The 22,789-nt window shown below is 42.2% G+C and carries 20 protein-coding genes; 3 read left to right on the top strand and 17 right to left on the bottom strand.

Annotation, left to right across the window (positions count from 1 at the left end):
• Nucleotides 1–5: 5 nt before the first annotated feature.
• The 12 genes from NMK93_RS06140 to fucP (NMK93_RS06085) form a co-directional block, all read right to left on the bottom strand.
• Nucleotides 6–1,673 carry a ribulokinase gene (locus tag NMK93_RS06140; protein ID WP_254528380.1) on the bottom strand — a complete coding sequence of 556 codons (1,668 nt, stop codon included), beginning with the start codon at nt 1,671–1,673 and terminating at the stop codon, nt 6–8.
• Nucleotides 1,674–1,684: 11 nt separating this feature from the next.
• Nucleotides 1,685–3,019 carry an L-fucose:H+ symporter permease gene (gene fucP / locus NMK93_RS06135; RefSeq protein WP_254528378.1) on the bottom strand — a complete coding sequence of 445 codons (1,335 nt, stop codon included), beginning with the start codon at nt 3,017–3,019 and terminating at the stop codon, nt 1,685–1,687.
• 4 nt (nt 3,020–3,023) lie between these two features.
• On the bottom strand, nt 3,024–4,787 hold the full coding sequence (locus NMK93_RS06130) for an L-fucose isomerase (protein WP_254528376.1): 1,764 nt from the start codon (nt 4,785–4,787) through the stop codon (nt 3,024–3,026).
• 11 nt (nt 4,788–4,798) lie between these two features.
• Nucleotides 4,799–6,043 (bottom strand): DUF6786 family protein, encoded by a 1,245-nt coding sequence (locus tag NMK93_RS06125; RefSeq protein WP_254528374.1) that lies wholly within the window; start codon nt 6,041–6,043, stop codon nt 4,799–4,801.
• Between the two features lie 6 nt (nt 6,044–6,049).
• On the bottom strand, nt 6,050–7,216 hold the full coding sequence (locus NMK93_RS06120; RefSeq protein WP_185217200.1) for a glycoside hydrolase family 172 protein: 1,167 nt from the start codon (nt 7,214–7,216) through the stop codon (nt 6,050–6,052).
• A gap of 446 nt (nt 7,217–7,662) precedes the next feature.
• Nucleotides 7,663–8,451 (bottom strand): SDR family oxidoreductase, encoded by a 789-nt coding sequence (locus NMK93_RS06115; RefSeq protein WP_254528372.1) that lies wholly within the window; start codon nt 8,449–8,451, stop codon nt 7,663–7,665.
• A gap of 5 nt (nt 8,452–8,456) precedes the next feature.
• Nucleotides 8,457–9,287 carry an amidohydrolase gene (locus tag NMK93_RS06110; protein ID WP_254528370.1) on the bottom strand — a complete coding sequence of 277 codons (831 nt, stop codon included), beginning with the start codon at nt 9,285–9,287 and terminating at the stop codon, nt 8,457–8,459.
• Between the two features lie 8 nt (nt 9,288–9,295).
• Nucleotides 9,296–10,153, bottom strand: coding sequence for a fumarylacetoacetate hydrolase family protein (locus NMK93_RS06105; RefSeq protein ID WP_254528368.1), 858 nt, complete (start codon nt 10,151–10,153; stop codon nt 9,296–9,298).
• Between the two features lie 92 nt (nt 10,154–10,245).
• On the bottom strand, nt 10,246–11,010 hold the full coding sequence (locus NMK93_RS06100) for an SDR family NAD(P)-dependent oxidoreductase (protein ID WP_254528366.1): 765 nt from the start codon (nt 11,008–11,010) through the stop codon (nt 10,246–10,248).
• 34 nt (nt 11,011–11,044) lie between these two features.
• Nucleotides 11,045–12,709, bottom strand: coding sequence for a UxaA family hydrolase (locus NMK93_RS06095; protein WP_254528364.1), 1,665 nt, complete (start codon nt 12,707–12,709; stop codon nt 11,045–11,047).
• A 6-nt stretch (nt 12,710–12,715) separates the two neighbouring features.
• Entirely contained in the window at nt 12,716–13,045 is a 330-nt protein-coding gene (locus tag NMK93_RS06090; protein WP_254528657.1) for an L-rhamnose mutarotase, read from the bottom strand.
• Between the two features lie 16 nt (nt 13,046–13,061).
• Nucleotides 13,062–14,312, bottom strand: coding sequence for an L-fucose:H+ symporter permease (gene fucP / locus NMK93_RS06085; RefSeq protein ID WP_254528363.1), 1,251 nt, complete (start codon nt 14,310–14,312; stop codon nt 13,062–13,064).
• A gap of 114 nt (nt 14,313–14,426) precedes the next feature.
• On the opposite strand from fucP (NMK93_RS06085), the gene NMK93_RS06080 reads away from it, so the two are divergent.
• Both NMK93_RS06080 and NMK93_RS06075 read left to right on the top strand, forming a co-directional pair.
• Nucleotides 14,427–15,296 (top strand): AraC family transcriptional regulator, encoded by an 870-nt coding sequence (locus NMK93_RS06080; protein ID WP_254528362.1) that lies wholly within the window; start codon nt 14,427–14,429, stop codon nt 15,294–15,296.
• A 101-nt stretch (nt 15,297–15,397) separates the two neighbouring features.
• Nucleotides 15,398–16,699 carry a DUF389 domain-containing protein gene (locus NMK93_RS06075; protein ID WP_254528361.1) on the top strand — a complete coding sequence of 434 codons (1,302 nt, stop codon included), beginning with the start codon at nt 15,398–15,400 and terminating at the stop codon, nt 16,697–16,699.
• A gap of 35 nt (nt 16,700–16,734) precedes the next feature.
• On the opposite strand, the gene nhaA is transcribed toward NMK93_RS06075, so the two are convergent.
• From nhaA to guaB, 4 genes are all read right to left on the bottom strand, one after another.
• Complete coding sequence (gene nhaA / locus NMK93_RS06070; protein ID WP_185217209.1) at nt 16,735–17,904, bottom strand: Na+/H+ antiporter NhaA; 1,170 nt, start codon at nt 17,902–17,904, stop codon at nt 16,735–16,737.
• Between the two features lie 6 nt (nt 17,905–17,910).
• Nucleotides 17,911–19,347: a sodium:alanine symporter family protein gene (locus NMK93_RS06065; RefSeq protein WP_254528360.1), complete on the bottom strand. Its 1,437-nt coding sequence runs from the start codon at nt 19,345–19,347 to the stop codon at nt 17,911–17,913.
• A 248-nt stretch (nt 19,348–19,595) separates the two neighbouring features.
• Complete coding sequence (locus tag NMK93_RS06060) at nt 19,596–19,721, bottom strand: 30S ribosomal protein THX (RefSeq protein ID WP_093095150.1); 126 nt, start codon at nt 19,719–19,721, stop codon at nt 19,596–19,598.
• A gap of 159 nt (nt 19,722–19,880) precedes the next feature.
• Nucleotides 19,881–21,356 carry an IMP dehydrogenase gene (guaB, locus tag NMK93_RS06055; protein ID WP_093095148.1) on the bottom strand — a complete coding sequence of 492 codons (1,476 nt, stop codon included), beginning with the start codon at nt 21,354–21,356 and terminating at the stop codon, nt 19,881–19,883.
• A 210-nt stretch (nt 21,357–21,566) separates the two neighbouring features.
• Between guaB and NMK93_RS06050 the strand changes: the two genes are divergently transcribed.
• Nucleotides 21,567–22,034, top strand: coding sequence for a hypothetical protein (locus NMK93_RS06050; RefSeq protein ID WP_185211489.1), 468 nt, complete (start codon nt 21,567–21,569; stop codon nt 22,032–22,034).
• Nucleotides 22,035–22,106: 72 nt separating this feature from the next.
• Here NMK93_RS06050 and NMK93_RS06045 read toward each other — a convergent pair whose 3' ends face one another.
• The gene (locus tag NMK93_RS06045; protein ID WP_254528358.1) at nt 22,107–22,457 is read right to left on the bottom strand and encodes a DUF4870 domain-containing protein; all 351 of its coding nucleotides are present in this window, start codon (nt 22,455–22,457) and stop codon (nt 22,107–22,109) included.
• Nucleotides 22,458–22,789: the final 332 nt, after the last annotated feature.

Here is a 22,789-nt window from a genome sequence, read left to right as displayed (position 1 = left end):
TTCAGTTATTGTATGGTATTTAGCATAGAACCATAAGCCAAATACTTAGCATAGCGTTTGTCAAACAAATCCTTCTTTTCAGGATTGGGCGAATATTCTTTTTCAAATCCGGCTCCCATGTTATCCATGGCCTCAGCCAAGGAAGGATAGATTTTTGCTGCAGTTGCAGCCAGCATACTAGCTCCCATAGCACAGGTTTCATCTGATCGATGGACCATAATTGGTCTTTGAAGGATATCTGCCAAGGTTTGCATGACATAATCCGATTTTTTGGCTATTCCCCCTATTCCAATGACACCTTGAATAGCGACCCCTTGGCGTTCCACATGTTCAACGATCGCCCGGGAGCCAAAACAGGTTGCTTCGACCAGAGCCTGAAAGATATGGACAGGATTGGTCCCCAAATCCAAATGGAACAAGGCGGCAGTCAGTGAAGGGTTTACATCTGGGGTCCTCCTTCCATTGAACCAATCCAAGGCCATTTCATCATCTTCTCGGATAGGCTGTTGCTTGGCCAATTCGGATAGTTCTGAAAGTAAATTTTGCTCAAGTTCATCCCTTAAATCTGAAATGGCTTGACTACCCAGAAATGCAGTTTTTTTCAGACTGTTCCTAATTGGCCACAACAGCAAGTTTTTCAACCAATTATAGACATCCCCAAAAGCGGATTGTCCGGCCTCCAGACCTATATAGTGTGGTACGATTGACCCTTGAACCTGTCCACAGATCCCTTGGACCAATCGATCTTGTAATTCTTCTCTATCAATGACCATCATATCACAGGTGGATGTCCCCATGACCTTGCACATATATCCAGGTTGGATTTGGGCTCCGATGGCTCCAACATGCGCGTCGATCGCTCCTACGCAGATCAAAACGCTATCCTTTAACCCTAGTTTATCTGCCCAATCTGCGGACAGAACTCCAACAATCTCATCAGCGGTAAATACCTCTTTATTAATGGATTGGTATATCCTTTCCAATTTAGGGTCTAAGTGGCTAAAGAATTCCAGCGGTGGATAGCCCCCTAATTCTTGCGCCCATAAAGCCTTATGCCCGGCCGCACACACATTCCTCTTTATTTTTTGCGCATCTTGTTGACCTGTCAAAAGATAGGGCAACCAATCACTCTGCTCAAGCCAGGAATTGGTAGCGTTGTAAACCTCTTCGTCAGTCCTGGCTAAGTGGAGCAATTTGGACCAAAACCATTCCGAGGAATACGCTCCGCCACAATAGCTGAGGTAATTGATTTCAAAGTCTTGCGCTTTTCGGTTGATTTCTTCAACCTCCTTGATGGAGCTATGGTCCTTCCACAGAAAAAACATGGCATTAGGATTTTCGGAAAATTCCGAAGTCAGCGCCAAAGGATGGCCACTGCTATCAATGGCTACTGGAGTGGAACCCGTAGCGTCGATGGATATGGCCACTATATTAGTCTTGATTTCATCTTGGACATTTGCCAAACAGCCCTTTAGACAAGCTTCAAGGCTTTCAATATAATCCAATGGATGTTGACGGAATTGACTCTTTTTAGAGTCGCAGTACAGTCCTTCTTTCCACCTCCTAAAGCTGGAGGTTGCAGACCCTAGCACTTTTCCATTGGAAGCATCGACCAGCAGAGCCCTAGCAGAATCGGTCCCAAAATCAACGCCAATTACATATGATTGCTTCATTTAACCTTCTATTAATGAACGGGATTTGACATATCTAATTTACCTTCCACTTTACCTACTCCCCAAATAGCAAACACGGCTATCACCACATAGCACAGGACTGGAATAATAAATCCAGTAGCCATTGTACTATGATCGGCAATCAGGCCCATCAAAGGCGGACAGAATGCACCACCTGCTACCGCCATAACCAAGAAGGATGATCCTTTTTTGGTGAGTGTACCCAAATTGTTGATCCCCAGTGCGAAAATGGTCGGGAACATGATGGACATGAAAAAGTAGGTCAAGAACAGTGCAAACACGGAAACCCAACCTAAATTCATGAACACCAAAATATTTAAGATGACATTCATGATAGCGTAAAAACCCAAAAGACGATGTGGGGCGATGAACTTCATCAAATAAGAACCTGTCAGCCGACCTATCCAAAAAGCTCCCATTCCACCAAAGGCAAGAATCAGGGAAGCTGCCTGTTCGTCGTTTTTAGGCATGAAGAATTCACCGAATGAACCTAGATTGGCCATAATATTAGAAATCGGGGTTTTCAAATCGTGAATGGCATCGATCACATAATTGATGAAAAATGAATTTGTTCCAGTCTGGGCTGCCACATATAAGAACTGGGCAATAACAGCGAAGATGAATACCGGATGTTTCAGCAAGTTCCGCATCGGTGGGTTTTCCTCGTATTCCCCAGCCTCTTTCTTCTCCTTGATTTCAGGAAGCGTAATGATCAGGAAGACAATAGCAACCAAAACTACGACACAGCCAATTCCAATATAGGGCTGCACCAAGGAGTCAAATTTGTCATGCTCGCCTTCGGCTTCTGTCCCAAAGATCATCAATCCACCAATCAACGGTCCCAATATCCAGCCCAAACCATTGAAGGATTGGGAAATGTTGATACGTCTGGCAGCTCCATCTTTAGAACCTAGGACAATGGAATAGGGATTGGCAGCAGTTTCCAGGAATGCCAATCCACAGGCAATCACGAACAAAGCGGCCAAAAAAGGGATAAATGCGGCCAGTTTGGCTGCCGGATAGAACATAAAAGCACCTATGGCAAAGAGCACCAATCCGAATATGATACCTTTCTGGTAACCAAATTTCTTGATAAAAAGGCCTGCAGGGATGGCCATTGCCAAATATCCGATGTATAAAGAGAACTGTACAAAGCCAGACTGCGCCTTGGAAACATGCAATAGATCCTGGAAATGCTTGTCCAACACGTCCAAAAAACCATGGGCGAAGCCCCATAATAGGAATAAACTGCAGATGAAAAGGAATGGAACCAATAGATAGTTCCCTTCATCATCCCGAAACAATGATTTCTTTAGGTTGCTCATGTTGCTATCTATAAAGTGGTCCAAATACCTCACATGCCCGATAATCTGCTCCTTCTGGGTTCATCCCGAAGGCTGCCCAGGTTGCAGGTCTAAACAGACGGTTTGCAGGAACATTGTGCATACAGACTGGAATCCGAAGCATGGCTGCCATCGTAATCAGGTCATGCCCGATATGGCCATAGCTGATGGCCCCATGGTTGGACCCCCAATTGGCCATCACAGAATAGACATCGGTGAAGGGACCTTCCCCAGTCAATTCAGGAACAAACCAAGTGGTCGGCCAGGTTTTATCGGTACGTTCGTCCAATACCTTATGCACTTTTTCTGGCACATCAACTGTATAGCCTTCAGCTATTTGTATAGTTGGCCCTAAACCTTTTATTAAATTTATTCTGCACATGGTCACTGGCATTCCGCCCTTACTCAGGAAGTTGGAGGAATAACCTCCACCTCTAAAATAATCACGGTTTGCAGGATACCAGGTTGTCGCCTTTAAACAGGCTTTTGCTTCTTTATCAGAGATTTCCCAAAATGGTTTCATAACTGGTTTTCCATTGCTGGACTGCTGCCCAGTACCGTCCAGGGTAGCGGAACCAGAGTTGATCAAATGAATAAATCCTTCTTTGGCGGCCCCCGTAGGTTTCCATCCACTTACTCTTTTTACGGCCTCTGGCGACCAATATGTCCTGACATCAGCAAATATTTGTGCCGTATTGGTCAAGAGGTAATTGAATGCCATCGACACGCCATTTAATGAGTCATTCTCCGTCGCGACCATAAAAGGGTTACGGATACCGTTCCAATCGAATGAGGAATTCAAAATAGCTTCTGAAAAATCACCATTCGGGAGGAAATCGGTCCATTGCCTTTGCCCTTGGAAGCCCGAAATAAAGGCATTGTGGCCCATAGCTTCCTCAGCATGGCCCATTTTCTTCAATGTGGGATTTCCGATCATAAGGTCACGGATGATCAAGGTCATCTTTACCACAAACTCCCAGTCTTCATCCTTCTCTTTTCTGTTTTTTACCTTATGCTTTTGATTGAAATCAGCCCCTTCCTTACAATGTTTTTTGGTCCATTCCAATGCTTTTTTGAATTCTTCTTCATCATAGATACCCAATTGTATGCGCCGAAGCACTTCCGAAGAGTCTACATATTCATTACGCATGCCCAGATATTCCTGAAAGAATTCAGCATTAACGATGGAACCTACAATGCCCATCGAAACAGAGCCGATAGCCAGATAGCTTTTACCGCGCAACATTGCCACAGCAAGGCCAGATTTGGCGAAGGAAAGCAATTTGTCCTTCACATCGTCCGGAACCTTGGTATCTCCCATATCTTGGACATCATGTCCATAAATACTGAATACAGGGAGGCCTTTTTGATTATGGGCAGCGACGGTAGCCGCAAGATATACGGCACCAGGCCTTTCTGTACCATTGAAACCCCAGATGGCTTTGGGCCGTATTGGATCCATATCCATTGTTTCTGATCCATAACACCAACATGGGGTTACCGATAAGGAAACTCCGACTTGTTCCAGATCAAACTTTTCCTGGCAATCTGCGGCTTCTTTGACCCCACCGATGCAACTATCTGCTATGACGCATTGTACAGGGCTACCATCGGGATATTTCAGTTCAGTTTCATATAGTTTTGCCACAGCCTTGGCCATGTTCATGGTTGTATCTTCCAGGGATTCCCGTATGCCGCCCCAGCGGCCATCGATGATGGGTCTAATCCCGATTTTTGGATATTTGTTCATAGTCTAGGGGTTTAGAAAGCAGATTGAATATCTTCAACGGTTATATTAAAGAACTTCTTTAACAGACTAGCTATTTGTATTTTATCTCCAACAAAATGATATACATTATGGGTATGACCCAGCTTTTCAGATGGTTTAAGGAAAGCAGCAGGTGAAACACTTTCGATTTCGTAGAAAGGTCCCATTTGGCTTCCATCTTCCAATGGTCCATCGTTATAGGCATTGACGGCATCTCCTAAGAACGGATCCTTTTTGGTGGTCCATTCCTGGTTCAAATAGACCTTGCTTGAGTCGATGCTGAATTTGGTTACGGTCAGGATTCCATTGGCTAGATCGTAGCTTCCGGCAATGTTTTTTGCTCGAGAAGGCGACAATCCCAATTTGCCTCTAGACTTCCCATCTGCCTTGAAATAGAGTACCCCTGCCTTATAGCTGATTCTATCCTTATCGATTTCTCCAAAATAATCGGTCGTGGCGACCTTTCCTTTCGCAGACTCTTCAAAAGGGATAAGAATAACAGTGCTGTCAGTCGGCATAAACATATCCAGGCTCCAAAGACAAGGTGCTCCAGTTTCTTTGGTCCATGCCTCTTTTCCAGTATTGCTGATGCTGTTTATGGTGCTAAAGCCTACCGTTTTTACCTGATCGGATAATTGAATGCCTAGATCGGCTTCGATCTGTGAATTGCTCAACATCTTGATATCCCTATTAAGCTTCATGCTGAGCACGGTACCTGCATAATTTTTCAATTCTGCAGTTTTCTCCATGCTTGCTGAATTTCCAGTTGCTGAGAGCAGGGTCCAAGCTTCCGTGTCAATGGCAGTTGGTGTTTTCCAGTTATCATAGACCATTTCACTGCCTTTTTCGAAGTATAGGGAAAATGGACCTCCTTCTGGACCTAGCCAGAGGCGGTCTTCCCCTCCATAGGCATTCATATGGGGATCAACCGGCGCAGAGAAGGCTTTGTAATTTACCCAGCCAAAACTTTTACCGTCCGGCCCATCTGCAGTTGAGGTAAATACCTTACCCTGATATTTTGGGGACACCAGGATCTGCCCTAGTCCACTTTCGTTGCTCAAAATCAAAATGCTATCATACTTCTGCAGGAATTGCAGGTCGTAGCCAAATTGCCCTTCATTATAGTTGGTGCTCACGGTATCCTGGATTGATGATTCTTGTTTTTTGGTTTCTTGGCAGGAGCTTGCCAGCAAAACTGCCGAAGCTCCCATAAATGCATGTAGCCATGTCTTTTTCATAGAAATTTAGTTTACTTCAAGATCGTTTTTGGATGGTAGATTTGGAAATTTGTTATGGGGTTCGGATTGATACCAATAGGCTACAGAGATCATATCGGACTTCTGCGGTAGGTATCTACCTTCCGAACGCCATCCTAAATCCTGTATGGTCACTTTAAGGTCCCCATCAAACCTCACTGGATCCATGATATGCCAACGGTACATTCCGAAGCGCGCCTGGGACTCATATACGCCATCAGGACGAATTACTTGGTGCAAGCCAGCGTATGGGGTGGAATATTCTTGATATTGCCTTGTGGCCTTGTTTTCGAAGTTGTAGGAGCCACAGAAATAATCCTCCAGTCCTGTTCCAACTATCGTTGCATAATCCTTATCACCATCCATAAAGAACTTAATCTCTCCTTCTCCCCACCAACCTATGTTGTTGACACCTACCCCTAAATATGTTCCTACGTACTGTCCTTTCCCTTTGATTCCATCGATTATAGTGTGCAAGGAGCCTTGAGTAGGATTGGATCGACGGTATTGGGCATGGAAATACCCTTCATCTTCAGGAACCTCTGTAACAGCATAATCTATCTGGTAATACAGGTTCATGGGCTCACTGGAAATATTCTCCATAGTAATCTTGGCACTTTTCCGAAATGGCATTTTCCAGTAGGAATTGAATGCACTTCCCGGATTAACGGTCATAGCCAAGGAATTCAATGGGGCGAAACGATGCCAAGCCATCCCAAAGAATGGCCCTACTGGAGATTCTACCGAAGGAGTTGACTCGCCGTCCCAATAAATCCTGAAAATCGTGTGGTTCCAATTGCCTGTTGGAGTCATCCACATGTGCTGGATTACACCTGATTCATTGATTTCGGCCATGGTAAAGGTCTCACCGGGCGCAATCGTGATATAGGGATTTACCTTCCAACCCACTCCTAGCTCCCTAGATGCATGTGAAGCATTGGCAACATTCTTTTGACCAGCCTGTTTCGCTGGATCTGCCATTCCTCCTTTCCCCTTGGCACCGGTAAAGTTTTCTGGACTAATTGATCTGGTTTTGGCATTGGAAAGTTTGGAAAGGTTTCCCAAACTCATATCTATTCCATTAAATGGCTGCTTTTGCTGGGCATAGGTCATGCCACAGAGCAATAAGGAAGCTAATAACAATTTAATTTTCATGATTTATTTATTAGTTGATTATTCAAATGTCCAATCGGAAGCCACATTCTATTTTTGAAAAGAACTACCAAATCTTTCGGTTAGTAAAGGGTTTTGGCTATTGCTTTAATCGTTTAAGCATCTTAAGCATAAAGGAAGACTGCTCAAGACAATTAGATTAAAACAAATGCGGAACTTTTCAGTTTATAATTACACAATGTTAATGCTTAAACGTTTAATATCAAAATAAAATCTTAAAATGTTAAGTCCGAATCTGATAAGAACCAATGGTTAGAAATGGGATTTTACATCAAAAACAGGATTTGTTTTAGATAGAATAAGATTTTGAATGAAGTATTTCGTTTGTAACAATTTATTTAGGAGGAAAGGGATAAAAAAAGAGCTGCTTAATGAAAGCAGCTCAATTGAGTTTACTAAAGGTTGATTACAAATATATCTTGTTATACTTAATCATTGATCAATGCTCTATCTAAGTGCACATAGCCCCCATCCACATGGATTAACTGCCCAGTAGTATGGCTTGATCGATCAGACAGTAAGAATACGGCCATATTGGCAATTTCTTCCACCGTAGTCATCCGGTTTTCAAGCGGAATCCTGCTCGTTATTTTTTTCAATGTTTCTTCTGGATTAGCAATGGTTTTTATCCAACTTTCATATTGCGGTGTCATGCTTTCTGCAACAACTATGGCATTGACACGAATGGAATATGGAAGCAATTCAACCGCCCATTCCCTTGTCAAAGCATTCCTTCCACCATTGGAAGCAGCATAACCGGATGTCCCTCCCTGTCCAGTTTCGGCAGTTTTAGAAGTAATGTTCAATATACTTCCTTTGCTTTTCTTCAATTCAGGGAGACAGTGGTGCGCCATCAGATAATAATGGACCAAACTATTGTGCAGCGACTTTACAAAAGAGTCATAATCGCCATCTTCTAGGCTCACACCATCATTCAAACCTGCATTATTTACCAATCCATCAATCCTGCCCCACTTACCTATTACAGCATCAACGGCCTTTTTACAGTCTTCTGGATTCGTTAGTTCAGCCTGCACCGCGAAAGATCTAAAGCCTTTTGCAGCTAACTCCTCCTCTACGGCAAGGTTGTCTTTTTCCTTTCTTCCAATAATTACCGGAACCGCTCCTTCCTCAGCTAAAAGCTCAACAATTCCCTTTCCAATTCCTTTGGCACCACCGGTAACCAAGACCACTTTATCTTTTAAATTTAAGTTCATATAAACTATTTTAAACCGTAGAACTTCACTGCATTATCTCCCCAGAAACCTTTCAATTCCTGTTCCGTAAAATCACCTAAGCGATGCTCAACAATCTTGAGCGCGTCCTCATAACTACCGGCCAACAGGCATACCGGCCAATCGGACCCGAACATCAATCTTTCCTTACCAAAGCATTGAATGACATGGTCCAGGTACTCCGTAAAGTGATCCAACTTCCAATGTTTCCAATCTGCCTCAGTGCCTAGTCCTGAAATCTTACAATGAACATTCGGATAGGAAGCCAATTGTTCGATATAGCTAGCCCATTCCGTAAATTCCTGGGATTTGATTGGTGGTTTAGCAATATGGTCCAAAACAAAAGCTTGATCCGGATTAGCTGCCACGCATTTTAAGGAACTCTGGTAATGCCTTGGGCGCAACAGAAGATCATAGGTGTATTTATATTTGGTCAATGCGGCAATTCCGCGCAAGGATTCATCCCGATGGAGAAAGTCAGGGTCATCCTCACCTTCAACGATGTGCCTGAATCCTTTGATGACCTGATGTTTTGAGAAGCTTTGGAGATGCTCTTCTACATTTTCAGACCTGAGATCCACCCATCCAACGATACCCTTGATCAAGGCATAGACTTGGGATAACTCCAGCAAAAACGCTGTTTCCTGATGGGATTGGTCTGCCTGAACAGCAACAACACCATCAAAACCTAGTTGCTTGAGGGTTCCAGAAATATCATTGGGAAGGAAATTCCGTTGTATTACCGACATTTCATCTGTAATCCAAGCGTCCTTTACGGGATCAAATAACCAAAAATGTTGATGAGTATCTATTCTCATGGTCTCTTTTAATTTTTGTAGAAAGCGATTACTTCCTGACGCTGCTCGCCAAGATAATCAGCCCCCAATTCAACCACATCTCCTTCTTTAAGATAAATTGGAGGATCAAAGCCTAAGCCAACCCCAGCAGGCGTTCCTGTGGAGATCACATCCCCTGGCAACAGGGTCATAAACTGAGAGACATAGGAAACTACAAATGGCACATTGAAGATCAGGTTGGCGGTATTTCCGTTTTGATAGGTCTTGCCATTCACTTTCAACCAAAGTTTTACGTTGTTGATATCAGGAATTTCATCAGTAGTCGTCATAAATGGGCCCATAGGCGCGAATGTGTCACATCCTTTCCCTTTATCCCAAGTTCCGCCACGCTCCAATTGGTACTCACGCTCTGAAACATCATTGTGAAGAACATAACCAGCAACATAGTCCAAGGCTTTAGATTCTTCGACATAAGTTGCTTTCTTACCGATAACAATGCAGAACTCAACCTCCCAGTCGGTCTTCACTGAATTCTTAGGAATCATCACTTGGTCATTAGGACCTACCAATGCAGTAGTGGATTTCATAAAGATAATTGGCTCTGCTGGGATCTTAGCCCCAGTTTCCTCCGCATGGTCTTTATAGTTCAAGCCAATACATACAATCTTGGATGGTCTCGTGAATGGAGCTCCCAATCGAGAATCTGCAGGAATCTCTATCAGTTTCCCATGATTCGCTTTCACAAACTCTTCCAGACGGGCAAGTCCATTGTCTGTAAAAAACTCTTCGTTAAAGTCTCCGCCAAATGCCGAAACATCATAATTCTTTCCATCGATGTTCACACCGATCTTTTCTCTTCCTGATTCTCCGTATCTGATTAATTTCATTTTTCTATACTTTTAGGGACAATAGACACGAGACATAAGAACAATCAAGTCACCAAAGTCTAATGTCTTTTATCTATTGTCTTATGTCTATTTTAATTATTCAACTTAACAAAACCTCCATCGATAGCATAGTCATTACCAGTAATAAACGATGCGTCATCTGAACAAAGGAACAAGGCTAATTTTGCAATTTCTTCCGGCTCTGCCATACGTCCGATAGGTTGGGTTTTAGAGAGCTTTTCAAACATTTCGGCCTCTTTACCAGGATAGTTTTTGGCGATGAATCCATCCACAAAAGGCGTATGTACTCGTGCCGGGGAAATGGAGTTTGATCGGATATTATCTTTCAGGTAATCCTTAGCTACGGACAAACTCATGGCAAACATAGCACCTTTACTCATGGAATAAGCAAAGCGATCTGGGATACCTACTAGGGTTGCAATGGAAGCCAAATTCAAGATTGCTCCACCACCATTAGCTTTCATCACCGGAACGACCGCAAATAAGGCGTTATAAGCGCCTTTTATGTTCACTTGGTAAATCCGGTCCATATCTTCCTCAGTACACCCTTCTAGGTTGCCTACATGAGCAATACCGGCATTATTCACCAATATATCCACCTTGCCAATCTGTTTTACCACATCCAGTACTTCAGCTTGCTTGCTCACATTACAAGTATGGACTTCACATTTTCCACCTTCGTCTTCAATCAACTTCTTGGTTTCTTCCCCACCAGTTGGGTTCAGGTCCAAAATATGTACAACTGCTCCCTCCTTGGCAAACAAAGTGGAAATGGCTTTTCCTATCCCACTTGCCCCGCCTGTCACAATCGCTACTTTATCTTTTAGCCTAGACATAATTATTTCTATTTAAATGTTTTATTATTATTTACTAAAGTGAAACTCCACGTCTCCAAGGAATAAAATCATCCTGACCAAGCTTAACTGCTTTTGCTGTTTCTTCACCACTCGCAACCGCAATGACATAATTCAAGATGCGGTGTGCAGCTTCCTCAATGCTTTCTTCCCCATCGATGATGGTCCCACAGTTCAGGTCGATTGCATCGTTCATTTTATTGTAGACTTTAGTATTGGACGACACCTTGATAACAGGAGTAATCGGATTCCCTGTTGGAGTTCCCAAACCGGTAGTGAACAAAACTACATTGGCTCCAGCCGCAACTTCAGCCGTGGTACTCTCTACATCATTTCCAGGAGTACATAGCAGGTTTAAACCAGGACCGTTTGCCAATTCAGGATAATCTACTACAGCTGCCACGGGAGAAGTCCCACCTTTCTTTGCAGCTCCAGCTGATTTAATTGCATCCGTGATCAATCCATCGCGGATATTACCTGGCGATGGGTTCATATAGAATCCAGAGCCATCAGCTTCCGCTTTCGCGTTGTATGTTCGCATTAACTGAATAAACTTCTCTGCGGTAGGTTCATCTATACATCGATCGCTCAATTCCTGTTCAACACCACACAACTCTGGGAATTCCGAAAGGATGACCGAGCCACCTAGGCTTACAAGCATATCCGAAAGGTATCCTAAAGCCGGATTTGCCGAAATACCGGAAAAACCATCCGAACCTCCGCACTCCAGCCCAATGCACAATTTATGCAACCCTGCTTCTTGGCGTTCCAGTTTATTTGCCTCTACCAATCCAGTAAAGGTGGATTTGATAGCTTTCTGCATCAACTCCTGCTCTGTCCCTTCAAACTGTTGCTCAAATACAAACAACGGTTTATCAAAATGGGGATCTCGTTTTGCAATCTCAGCTTTCAAAATAGAAGCTTGGGCATGCTGACATCCTAGGCTCAACACTGTTGCTCCGGCAACATTGGGATGCGTAATGTATCCAGCCAATAGGCCACATAGGGCATCCGAATCCATCCTAGTTCCACCGCAGCCCATATCATGGTTCAGGAACTTCACGCCATCTACATTGGAAAAAAGCCTCTTTTTAGACTTATTTTCTCTCGCGGCACTCAGGTCCACAGACATCAGATCATCTATGGAAGCTCCACTTTGATATCTGGAAATCAACTCATCAACCTCATCCGAATAATCTTTCGATTCAACTTGGTAACCTAATTTCTCTTCCAATGCCGACTTCAAGGTCAACACGTTCCTGTTCTCACAGAACACCAATGGAATAACCAACCAATGATTAGCCGTCCCTACCAATCCATTACTCCTATGGTAGCCTCGAAACGTTCTGCCTAAGAATCCAGAAACATCAGGCTTTTGCCATTCTAATTTTCTATCACCTAGTTTAAAATCGTCAGCGGCATGGCGCAGGTTATTTACATCCAATAACTCGCCACTTTGCAGGTCTTCATTCACCTTTCCCACCAAAACGCCGTACATATAAACCTCATCGTCCTTTTGGAAAGGATCTATGGTAAACTTATGCTTGGCGGCCACAGCTCTTTTCAGGCTGATTTCTTTCCCTTCAAATTCCAGGGAATAGCCAGCTGGCAGGTCACGAAGAGCCACCAGGACATTATCTTTAGGATGGATTTGTAAAAACTCCAATCTCTCTTTTTCCATTTGGTACTATAATTCAAATATTTGTTCCATCATTACCCATTTTTCGCCAGGTTTAGATCCTGGAATAGACTCCTGATATTTCCACATCAACTGCTCCCAAACCTGCACAGCAGGATTCTCAGCGTCCATCTTATCTTTTCGCTCAAAGCTAAAGCTCTCATCAACCTCCATGATCATAAACAGGCGATTAGCAAAGCGATATATATCCATCACCGTTACACCAGCATCAGTAATCGACTTTTTGATTTCAGCAGAAACTCGCCTATGGTGATCTTCATATTCGGCGATCATTTTTGGATCATCAACCAGATCCAAAGCCATGGCATATCTTTTAATACTCATAATCTTTTTATCAATGTCCCTGTTTAACAATCAGCTTATCGCTCTTGTTTTGGGTAGCAAACAAGGCCACCACTAAGAAACAAACCAAAACCACAAAATACCCGTATTGCATATGACCGGTCAAATCTGACACATACCCCAACACCGGAGGCAATAAAGCCCCTCCAACGATGGACATAATGATCAAACTTGATGCAGATTTAGTATCCGCACCTGTACCCTCTACTCCAATCGCAAAGATCGTTGGAAACATGATCGACATAAAAAATGCTATGGCAACCATACTGTAAAGCGTGATGACTCCTGTACCAAAAATACACAATAAGGTCAGTAAGGCCGAAATACCGGCATAATACAACAACAGCTTCGCCGGAGCGATATAACGCATAAAGAAGGTCCCAACAAATCGCCCTAACATAAACATCAAGCCAGCAACCCCTGCATAGTATTTAGCATCTTTCGCTTCAATACCTGATACTTCCACGGCATATACGATCAAAAAGCTCAACACACAGACCTGTGCACCAATATAAAAGAACTGTGCAAGGACGGCCCAAGCAACGTTTTTATGCCTCAAGGCCTTTAAAAAGCCTTTTCCTTCGCCCTCTTCTTCCTTTACTTCAGGCATCTTGATGAAGAAAAAGATCAATGCAACTACCAAAATAATGACCCCCAAAATAACATAGGGCCCTTTTACCACGGCCGTTTCCGTCTGTATATAGGCCAAACGCTCCGCATCAGTCAAGGCCGCAACCTGTTCAACGGTTTTGGGATCTTCCGTCAGAATAAACTTCCCTCCGACGATCGGAGCAACAAAAGCAGCCAAACCATTAAAAGATTGGGCGAAATTCAGACGTTGGGTGGCTGTATTAGGATCCCCTAAGACAGTCATATAGGGGTTTGCAGCGGTTTCCAGAATCGTGATTCCACAGGCCACCACGAATAAAGCAGAAAGAAAGAACATATAGCTCATCGTGTTGGCTGCCGGTACAAACAAAAAACACCCTACCGCAAAAAGGATCAATCCCACTAAAATCCCCACCTTATACCCATACTTCTGCATAATCAGACCGGCCGGAATACCCATGACCAAATAAGCAATAAACACTGCTGAATCCACCAATGAGGCTTGGAGATGGGTCAAACTGAACGCACTCCTGAGGTGGGCTATCAATATAGGGTCCAGGTTATGGATAAATCCCCAGAAAAAAAACAGGGACGTGATTAATACGATAGCTATAGTGTTACTCCTATTGTTCATAGTGTGGAATATAATTGAGAAACTAAATACGAGATATTTCAGCAAAAAGTATTGAACTATATTACCTAATTAATAAACTATTTTACCATTCACAGCCTTTGCAATTCAATTTTTATGAATAAATTAGACATTATGATCATCAAGCAACTCACTGTTCCAAAAACAGAGAATCAAAGTTTCCAGATGCGAAGGGATTATTTCCCCAAGCATCAATCCATTTGGCATTATCATGAAGAATGGGAACTGGTCTATGTCAAGAAAGGATCGGGAACTCTTTTTATTGGTGACCGAATAAAGAGTTTCCATGCTGGAATTGCTGTGCTTATCCCATCTCAGATCCCTCATTATTGGCTTTTTGATGAAATATCCAATCCAGAAAAGCCTGACGAAACAATAGATTGTGTTGTTGTCCATTTTATCCAGGACTTTGGAATAGAGAAGTTTTTGCAAGCACCTGAGTTAGTACAGATCAAACAGCTGTTGGATCAAACGAGTAGAGGCAGGTATATCCCCATTGATCAGGATGGTTTATTTGACCTGCAGATCCAGAAATGCATCCAATCCAGCGGAATGACCAAGTTTTTCCTCTTATTGGAATGCTTGCAGGAGGCATCCAACCTAGTAGCCGAGGAATTGATCAGTACAAATTATTCCATTCTCAATCAGTCAGAAGACCAATATCGGATGAACAGCCTGATGGGCTACATTCGTGAAAACTACAAACACAGAATCATGCTTCAGGACCTGGCCAAGGTTGCCGGAATGACCGAAAACTCCTTTTGCCGCTATTTTAAGAATAAAACCGGAAAAACGCCGGTGCAATTCATTAACGAAGTCAGGATATCACATGCCTGTTTTCAATTGCGGAACAGCAACATTAGCCTGAAAGAAGTATGCTATGACTCTGGATTCAATAATTTTGTGAGCTTCCACAAGTCTTTTAAGAGCATTACGGGCACCACGCCCAATCAATTCAGGACTTAATTACGAAGTAAATAAGTCCTTGATATTTTTTCTCGAATGCTCCCTTTTTTATTTTTTCAATTCATATTAAACGATATTTTTGCAGGCAGAATCACACTGCCATGAACAAACTATACAGATTTTTAAATTTACATTTTGGGGAAGAAGCGAAGGATAAGGTTTTGGAAAACGTCACCTCCAGCATATCTTTTCGCGGGGCCAATGTATGGATTTTGGCATGTGCCATTGTTGTTGCCTCGGTTGGACTGAATGTCAACTCCACGGCTGTCATCATCGGCGCCATGTTAATTTCTCCATTGATGGGTCCGATTGTTGGCGCGGGCTTTGCCTTAGGGACCTATGACTTCACCCTATTGAAGAAATCGATCAAGAATCTGGCTATCGCCACGGTTGTCAGTCTATTCGTTTCCTTTGTATACTTTCTTTTAAGCCCTTTTAAGGAAGCGCAATCAGAATTACTGGCTCGTACCGCTCCAAACATTTACGATGTCCTCATAGCATTCTTTGGTGGCTTAGCAGGCGTAATAGCATTGACCAGGGTGGAAAAGGGAAATCCTATCCCCGGGGTTGCGATTGCTACCGCACTCATGCCGCCCCTCTGTACAGCTGGATATGGTCTCGCCATCGGAAATTTCAGTTATTTCGGAGGAGCACTGTACCTTTACACCATCAACTGTTTCTTTATCTGTATCTCCACCTTCTTGATTGTTAAATTCCTGAAATACCCTAAGGTAAAATTCGTGGATGAAGCCAAGGAAAAACGCATTACAAGAACCATCAGCACCCTGATCTTGGTGATCCTAATTCCAAGCTTCTATTTGGCTTACCTCCTACTACAAGAAAAGAAATACAGCCAAAACGTTGATAATTTCATCCAAAATGAATTTGTGAACAAGGGCTACACCTTGATTTACGAGAACACCTATTTCAACAGCAGGCCCAAAAAGATTGAACTTGCTTTCCTGGACAAGAAATTCGACTCCTTGGAAATCAAGGATCTCAAAATGAAGTTAGCTACTTATAATCTAGAAAATACGGATCTTCTGATCAGACAGGACAGCACAGATCTCAAAAGAGATATTTTGGCAGAGATCAACAGGCAATCTAGAAATGTCTCTGAAAAGGATGTGACGATCCAGAACCTAAGGAAAGAACTCGCTTCCTATACCTTCGATGACCAGAACCTAATCAAGGAAATCAATATCCTATTCCCTGAATTGGCACCCTACAGCATAGGAAAACAACTGGTCGTTGTATCATCCGACAGCAGTCATTACCAGAATATCATTACATACAATGCTCAGAAGGATATAAACGCTGAGGAACTTGGCAAATTAAAGAAATGGCTGGAAAACAAATTGGAAACTGGCAATATCCAAATCGTAAGGGCAAATTCACAATAAAAAAAGGGAGGCATTTATCAGCCTCCCTTTGTTAATTACTTATATTCTTTCTTGGAATTTAAGGCGAGATATCCAAATACCCCCGCCAATAAAGAAGTCAATAAAATGGATAGTTTAGCTTCAGAAACATGGTCTGGATTGCTAAACGATAAGATGGCGATAAAGATGGACATGGTAAAACCAATACCAGCCAACAGCCCTACTCCAATAATATGCTTCCAATTACTTCCTTCAGGTAGAGAACTTAGTTTAGCCTTCGTACATAAAAAGGAAGTTAACAGGATACCGATCGGTTTCCCGACCAATAATCCCAATGAAATCCCCAACCCTAAGCCAGAAGTCAGTCCGCCCAACATTTCCTTTTCCAGGGTTATATTGGTATTGGCAAAAGCAAAAAGTGGAATGATCAAGAAGTTAACCGGCTTGGTCAAAGCATGCTCCAAACGCTCCAATGGCGATTCAATTGCCGTATCATTGGTAGGAATGGTCATCGCCACCAAAACCCCAGCAATAGTAGCGTGGATACCGGAATGATGGATAAAATACCAAATAAAAACACCCGGAATCAAATACAGGTAAGGATTCAGCACATTGAATTTGTTCATCAGGATCAATACAACCATACCCGCAACTGCATAGTATAGATAAGTCAATTCAATTCCCGAAGAATAGAAAAACGCGATCACCAAGATAGCGATCAAGTCATCCACGATAGCCAAGGCAGCTAGGAATATCTTGAGACTGGAAGGAATCCTGTTTCCCAACAGATTGATCACCGCCAATGCAAAGGCAATGTCCGTCGCCATTGGGATACCCCAACCACTTGCCGTTTCCTGTCCAGCATTAAAGGACAAATAGATCAATGCAGGCACAACAGCACCACCAATAGCACATAAAATCGGTAAACTCGCTTTTTTAGGTGAAGACAGTTCACCTTCCACGATTTCACGTTTGATCTCCAACCCTACCAATAAAAAGAAAACAGCCATCAGACCATCATTGATCCACAGCAGAACTGAATATTTCAAGTGAATGGATTCCGTTTCGAAACCTAGTGGCAGGTCCAAAAGATTTTGAAGGGCTGCCGCCAAGGGACTATTTGCAATGATCATGGATAGGATAACACATAGAAACAACATGATCCCACCCGCGTTACTCGACGCAAAGAAATCCTTAAAAACGTTCAGATTAATTAATTTAGCCATAGGTAATTATATATTTTTATTTTTCTCCCAAATCCCCACATCTGAAAACTTCGTTTCAGCATTATTAAATACCGGATCCTTTCCTTCTTTTCGTTGTTGGTTATAATCCTTGAAAAGTTTCAAGACCTTATTATGCAACAAAATAATGGCGATCATGTTTAGCCAAGCCATCATTCCTACGCCAATATCGCCCAGATCCCAGGCCATCTTGGCTGTTGAAATACATCCTAGATAGACCGAACCCAATATCATCACCCTCAAAACCCAGATCAAGGCAGTCCTGCTCCTGTTTTTTCCTATAAAGCTCACATTACATTCGGCGATATAGTAATAGGCCATAATCGTTGTAAAAGCAAAAAACATCAATGCGATGGCAATGAAACCCGCCCCTAAGGAAGGAAAATGCTGCGAAACGGCCAATTGGGTAAACTCCGGACCTGCTTCAATACCTGGGATGTGCTGCACAATAAATCCGCCAGCGGAATCTGCTACATTATATTGCCCTGTAAACAGGATCATCAACGCCGTAGCCGTACAAACAAATAAAGTATCCACATAAACTGAAAAACCCTGCACCAAACCCTGTTTTACAGGATGGCTCACCTCGGCAGCTGCTGCAGCATGTGGCGCAGTACCTTGACCGGCTTCATTGCTATAGATCCCTCGTTTTACACCCCAAGAAATCGCGGAACCCACGATCCCGCCAAATGTGGCATCCAAATTCAAGGCTGACTGGAAGATCAGTTTAAAAACTGCCGGAACTTGCTGGATGTTTAGGATTATGATGACAACGGCCATTAAGATATATGCACCAGCCATAAATGGAACCACATATTCGGCAACCTTAGAGATTCTTTTTACACCACCGATAATGATAAAACCCAATAACAGCACCAAAAAGATCCCGATAACCATTGGAGAAAGGTCAAAAGCTGACTTCATGGCCAAGGCAATGCTATTGCTCTGCACACTTGGCAATAAGAAACCCGTACTGATGATGGTCACAATGGCAAATATCCAAGCAAACACCTTACTCTTTAACCCTTTTTGGATATAATAGGCTGGTCCACCGCGGTATTGCCCATCCTTTTCCTCTTTATACAATTGACCAAGAGTGGCCTCAATAATCGCCGATGAACTTCCCAAGAAAGCAATGATCCACATCCAGAATACGGCGCCTGGTCCACCCATACCAATGGCTGTAGCCACACCAGCAATGTTTCCTGTCCCCACCCGACCCGATATGGCCAATGAAAAAGCCTGAAAAGAGGATATTCCCTTTTTGGAACTATTGCCTTTAAAGAGAAGGCGGATCATCTCTTTCAAATAAATTAGTTGTGGAAATTTAAAGCGAACCGTAAAATACACCCCTGCCAAAAGGCACAAGTACACCAAGGCATCACTCCAAACTATACTATAAATTTTGTCTATAATTTCCTGCATAAATCCATCCCTCAATTGGTAGGTCCGCTAAAATATAGAATACTTCCAACGCTTTACAGAATTATTGCATAGATAATCTCTATATGTCACGCTAATTTTATAGAAAGAATTGACCCAATTTTTCTATAAAATACAAGCAGAAAATTTAAGGAAAGGATAATTTTAACTAATATCAACACAAAAGAAAAAGCATCTTGCTCCAGTTTTACCTTTCTTCAAGATGCTTCTTACATTTCAGAAAATATGTTCTATTTAGATTTTTCTTCTGTAGACTTTACTGTGGTCTTATGTTTCCATGGATCTCTAGGCCTTTTTTTACCGTATGAACCCATGATGATCTTTCCTTTTCTACTTTTTTTATCTCCTTTTCCCATAAGCTTGTTATTATGTAATTGTTAAATAAAAATATATTTTGGATTCTCAAGTTACTAAAAATGAGACATATTACAAAATGAACAAAAAGGAAATAGGCGAAAACAAAACAGGGTTATGGCAAAACCATAACCCTGTTTAAATACCCCATGGAGGCGAGTTTATCCTCTACTGTTGTAGTTAGGTGCCTCTTTAGTAATTTGAATATTATGAGGATGAGACTCACGCAATCCAGCACCTGTGATACGAACAAACTTCGCTTCTTGTAATTTTTCAATGGTTGCAGCACCACAGTAACCCATGGAAGCACGTAATCCCCCGATATATTGGTAAACTACCTCTGCCAAGGTCCCTTTATATGGTACACGACCTACGATTCCTTCTGGAACCAATTTCTTGATATCATCTTCCACATCTTGGAAATAACGGTCTTTAGAACCTTTTTCCATAGCTTCTACAGAACCCATTCCACGATAGGACTTGAATTTTCTACCTTCTAATAGGATAGTTTCACCTGGTGCTTCTTCAACACCGGCAAACAATGAACCAGCCATAATGGTATTTGCGCCGGCAGCAATTGCTTTCGCAATGTCTCCTGTCTGTTTGATACCCCCGTCAGCGATCAATGGTACACCAGTTCCTTTTAAAGCCTTAGCGACTTCATAAACGGCATACAATTGAGGAACACCTACACCAGCAATGATACGGGTTGTACAGATTGATCCGGGACCAATACCCACTTTAACCGCATCTGCACCAGCGTCTGCTAACATTTTCGCCGCATCTCCCGTTGCAATGTTTCCTACGATCACCTGTAGGTTAGGATATGCTGCCTTTACCTCTTTCAATTTATTGATAACACCTAGGGAATGTCCGTGTGCAGTATCAATTGTAACCACATCAACACCAGCTTTAACTAAAGCTTCAACACGTTCTAGGGTATCTGGCGTAACTCCTACCGCTGCACCAACCAATAGACGACCATGTTCATCTTTTGCTGCATTAGGATAGTGTTTGTATTTCTGAATGTCTTTAAAAGTAATCAATCCTTTCAAGACACCGTTTGTATCAACTACTGGTAGTTTTTCAATCTTATGGTTCTGAAGGATCTCTTCAGCCTTGATTAGATCGGTCCCTTCAGGAGCAACCACCAAATTGGTTTTGGTCATCAGTTCACTGATCGGGCGGGCCATATCTTTCTGGAAGCGAAGGTCACGGTTTGTAACAATCCCAACCAGCTTACTTTCCAAATTAATAACCGGAATACCACCGATTTTATGATCTTTCATGATCTGAAAAGCATCACCTACGGTTGCATTTTCCAATAAGGTAACCGGATCTTGGATCATTCCGCTTTCTGAACGCTTTACTTTGCGCACTTCAGCTGCTTGTTCCGCGATCGTCATATTCTTATGTAACATACCGATTCCGCCTGCCTGAGCAATCGCTATCGCTAGATCAGCACCTGTTACGGTGTCCATAGCGGCCGATACCAAAGGAATATTTAATTTGATTTTCTTAGTTAAGAATGTACTTGTGTCTACGTCACGAGGTAAGATTTCTGAATATGCAGGAATTAATAATACATCGTCGTAGGTAAGTCCTTCTTGTACGAATTTTTGTGGATCTAATTGCATAGCAAATATTAAATGGGGTTTCCTATTTGCGAGGCAAATTTACGAAAATTTATAAAATAATAAAACTCTAAATAACTATTTACATAAAATCGACATTAAGGTGCAACTACCGGAAAACAGGTAATTGAGCAATTAGTTAAAGGAATGTTAAATTTTTGGCAAGCTAATTGCTATTCATGTATAAATTAAAGTTTAATTAACACAATATTTATGAAAAAGACATTACTATCATTAGCAGCTGCAGCTGCATTAGTTTTTGGTTTTAACGAAGCAAAAGCTCAGACTCCTTATAAAACAGCAATCGGTTTAGCTATTGACTTAGGTGATGGCGCAACTTTGTTTGGCCCACAGATCAAACATTCATTCGGTGGAAACAATGCTGGTAACGCGCAAGTTTTATTCGGTGATAACTTCACCGCGGTTGGAGCTGACTACTCTTACAACCAACAATTCGCTGGTACTAACGGTTTAGGATGGTATGTAGGTGTTGGTCCTCAGTTAGGTTTCGGTGGTGATGAGACTTGGTTTGCTGTACGTCCAGCTGCTGGTCTTGAGTACAAAATCCCTGCTGCTCCTTTAGCATTACATTTTGACTGGAAACCTTGGTGGAACCTTTCTCACAGCTCAAACTTTGAAGCTGCTCGTTTTAGCTTAGGATTTAAATTCACTTTGAAATAAGCTGAATCAAAATGTATAAAAAAGGCTTTTCGTTATCCGAAAAGCCTTTTTTAATGGATCAAATCCTAGACACTAAAAACCCTTGAACCATTCCTGGAACATAGGCCCAACCACTGGAACTGCATTTTCCTTCCCATTGATAGCGCCGATCAATCCGATTACCCAAAAGATAAACAGTGCGATAAAGACTAGATAAGCTACAATCCCTCCTACCCCTGGTATATAGTGCAAGACACCTGCAACCAGGCCCAGGATAAACAAACCTAGGTTTTGGCGAATATGGAACTTGACAAAGGGATCGTTCTTGTCCCTGTTCATCAAAAATGCCACTAACAAACCAATCCAAGTCAAGTAGGATACGACAGCTAATGTCTTATTGTCTTGAATCCTTTCCTCATTCATTTTCAAATCATTTCTGTTCATATTATTTCTGTTTATTTAATTAATAGTCCGTAAAAAGCCAATGTTCATCGATCAGAGTTGCAAACTTATCAAAATGGACCAGAGGAAAACATCCCTGAATTCAGGGCATTTTAGGGTAATCGAAAATGCATTGATCGGAAGAATGTGGAAAAGAATGCTTGGCTATCGCCAAAAAGTTTAACCCAATAATAACACAGAAAATTAGGAATTTGACGATTCCATTCTAATTGAAAATGAAGACAATATTTAATAACAACTTTTTCCGTATTAAGTTTGATATACTATTTTCATTATATAATTTTTTTATACCTTTGCGAATCTTGGTAAAATAT

Source organism: Sphingobacterium sp. LZ7M1, from assembly GCF_024296865.1.
Taxonomy (GTDB): domain Bacteria; phylum Bacteroidota; class Bacteroidia; order Sphingobacteriales; family Sphingobacteriaceae; genus Sphingobacterium.
Note: the sequence above shows the minus strand (reverse complement) of the source record. Positions and strands in the feature narration are given on the sequence as shown.

Coding starts and splice junctions, on each gene's coding strand:
- NMK93_RS06140 (WP_254528380.1), bottom strand. CDS start 1,673: ATGAAGCAATCATATGTAATTGGCGTTGATTTTGGGACCGATTCTGCT.
- fucP (WP_254528378.1), bottom strand. CDS start 3,019: ATGAGCAACCTAAAGAAATCATTGTTTCGGGATGATGAAGGGAACTAT.
- NMK93_RS06130 (WP_254528376.1), bottom strand. CDS start 4,787: ATGAACAAATATCCAAAAATCGGGATTAGACCCATCATCGATGGCCGC.
- NMK93_RS06125 (WP_254528374.1), bottom strand. CDS start 6,043: ATGAAAAAGACATGGCTACATGCATTTATGGGAGCTTCGGCAGTTTTG.
- NMK93_RS06120 (WP_185217200.1), bottom strand. CDS start 7,216: ATGAAAATTAAATTGTTATTAGCTTCCTTATTGCTCTGTGGCATGACC.
- NMK93_RS06115 (WP_254528372.1), bottom strand. CDS start 8,451: ATGAACTTAAATTTAAAAGATAAAGTGGTCTTGGTTACCGGTGGTGCC.
- NMK93_RS06110 (WP_254528370.1), bottom strand. CDS start 9,287: ATGAGAATAGATACTCATCAACATTTTTGGTTATTTGATCCCGTAAAG.
- NMK93_RS06105 (WP_254528368.1), bottom strand. CDS start 10,153: ATGAAATTAATCAGATACGGAGAATCAGGAAGAGAAAAGATCGGTGTG.
- NMK93_RS06100 (WP_254528366.1), bottom strand. CDS start 11,010: ATGTCTAGGCTAAAAGATAAAGTAGCGATTGTGACAGGCGGGGCAAGT.
- NMK93_RS06095 (WP_254528364.1), bottom strand. CDS start 12,709: ATGGAAAAAGAGAGATTGGAGTTTTTACAAATCCATCCTAAAGATAAT.
- fucP (WP_254528363.1), bottom strand. CDS start 14,312: ATGAACAATAGGAGTAACACTATAGCTATCGTATTAATCACGTCCCTG.
- NMK93_RS06080 (WP_254528362.1), top strand. CDS start 14,427: ATGAATAAATTAGACATTATGATCATCAAGCAACTCACTGTTCCAAAA.
- NMK93_RS06075 (WP_254528361.1), top strand. CDS start 15,398: ATGAACAAACTATACAGATTTTTAAATTTACATTTTGGGGAAGAAGCG.
- nhaA (WP_185217209.1), bottom strand. CDS start 17,904: ATGGCTAAATTAATTAATCTGAACGTTTTTAAGGATTTCTTTGCGTCG.
- NMK93_RS06065 (WP_254528360.1), bottom strand. CDS start 19,347: ATGCAGGAAATTATAGACAAAATTTATAGTATAGTTTGGAGTGATGCC.
- NMK93_RS06060 (WP_093095150.1), bottom strand. CDS start 19,721: ATGGGAAAAGGAGATAAAAAAAGTAGAAAAGGAAAGATCATCATGGGT.
- guaB (WP_093095148.1), bottom strand. CDS start 21,356: ATGCAATTAGATCCACAAAAATTCGTACAAGAAGGACTTACCTACGAC.
- NMK93_RS06050 (WP_185211489.1), top strand. CDS start 21,567: ATGAAAAAGACATTACTATCATTAGCAGCTGCAGCTGCATTAGTTTTT.
- NMK93_RS06045 (WP_254528358.1), bottom strand. CDS start 22,457: ATGAACAGAAATGATTTGAAAATGAATGAGGAAAGGATTCAAGACAAT.